Origin of the sequence: Sinomonas sp. G460-2, from assembly GCF_047759905.1 — a bacterium.
Taxonomy (GTDB): domain Bacteria; phylum Actinomycetota; class Actinomycetes; order Actinomycetales; family Micrococcaceae; genus Sinomonas.
Window position 1 is genome coordinate 1 of record NZ_JBKZWT010000508.1, and the last position, 1,616, is coordinate 1,616.

Below are 1,616 nucleotides of genomic sequence, written 5' to 3' on the forward strand. Positions count from 1 at the left end.
GCCAACTGGCAGGACGAGCCGACCGATTACGAGATGCTCGGCAAGCTGCCGCGGAACGAACCCCTCCCCGAGCCCCCGCCCGCGAACGTCATGGGGTCGCTGAGCATCACCGCGGCCGCGGCGGACCCCGAGCTTCTGGACCTCCCGTGGCACATCCGGCTCGAGGAGTGGCCCGAGGAGCACCTCGCCGCCCTCCCCCGAGGCATCTCCCGGCACATCGTGCGCTTCGCGAAGCTCGGCGGCTCGGTCATCGCCGTCAAGGAGACGGGTGAGCACATCGCCCGCCACGAGTACCACATGCTGCGCCGCCTCCAGCGCCTCGACGTCCCGTGCGTCGAGCCCGTCGCCGTGATCCGCGATCGGCAGACGCCCGACGGCCGTCCCCTCGACCCCGTGCTCGTCACACGGCACCTCAAGTTCTCGCTGCCCTACCGCGCCCTGTTCTCGCAGACGCTGCGCAAGGACACGCTCACGCGCCTCATCGACGCGCAGGCCCTCCTCCTCGTGCGCTTGCACCTCATCGGCTTCTATTGGGGCGACGTCTCGCTCTCCAACACGCTGTTCCGCCGCGACGCCGGCTCGTTCGCCGCCTACCTCGTGGACGCGGAGACCGGCGAGCTCTACCCCGATCTCTCGACAGGCCAGCGTGAGTACGATCTCGAGATCGCGCGCGTCAACATCGCGGGCGAGCTCATGGACCTCCTCGAGGGCGGCCTCATCGACCCCGAGGTCGACCCGGTCGCCACGAGCGAACGCATCATGGATTCCTACCGAAACCTGTGGGCCGAGCTCACGGAGAAGGAGTCCTTCGAGCTCGGCGAGCGGTGGCGTGTGAGCGCGCGCATCCGCCGTCTCAACGAGCTCGGCTTCGACGTCGAGGAATACGCGATCAAGACCACACCAGACGGCTCGACGATCCAGCTCCAGCCCAAAGTGGTCGACGCCGGCCACCACCAGAGGCGGCTCCTCCGCCTCACGGGCTTGGACGCCCAGGAGAATCAGGCGCGTCGGCTGCTCAACGACATGGACTCGTTCCGGGCCGACAACTTCCCCGACCAGGACGAGGAGATCTCCGCCCACGCATGGGTCACGCAGGTGTTCGAGCCGGTCGTTCGGGCCATCCCGAAGGAGCTCTCGGGGAAGCTAGAGCCCGCCGAGGTCGTGCACCAGGTGCTTGAGCACCGTTGGTACATGTCGGAGAAGCTCGATCGGCATGTGCCCCTCGCCGAGACGCTGCAGTCGTACATCGACACCGTGCTGCGGCACCGCCGCGACGAGGCCGCGATCATGCTCAACCCGGACACGAACATGCTCAAGGTGCTCGAGGCCGAGGAGGCCGCGCAGCGCGATGGCGAAGACGAGTACGACGACGAGGAAGAGCTCGGCGACGACGCGTTCGACGACGAGGCTGAGGTCGCCGAGCAAGAGCCCGTCGACGCCGACTAGCGTCCAAGGGTCACCTGACGCGGGTCCCCACCCATCCAGAGGTCACCTAACGCCACCCACGGAAGGTGACCTCTGGGCAAGAGGTGCGGTGGCGCCGTCGTGCGTCACCCACGGGAAGTGACCCCTGAACGGTGGCCGACCCACGGGAAGTGACTCCTGAACGGTGGCCG

1 protein-coding gene is annotated in these 1,616 nt (G+C 67.9%); it reads left to right on the top strand.

Annotated elements, in window-relative coordinates; translation table 11 throughout:
• On the top strand, window positions 1–1,446 hold a 1,446-nt coding region (locus ACLN58_RS21955; protein WP_415857329.1), incomplete at its 5' end, for a DUF4032 domain-containing protein.
• Between the last annotated feature and the right edge of the window lie 170 nt (window positions 1,447–1,616).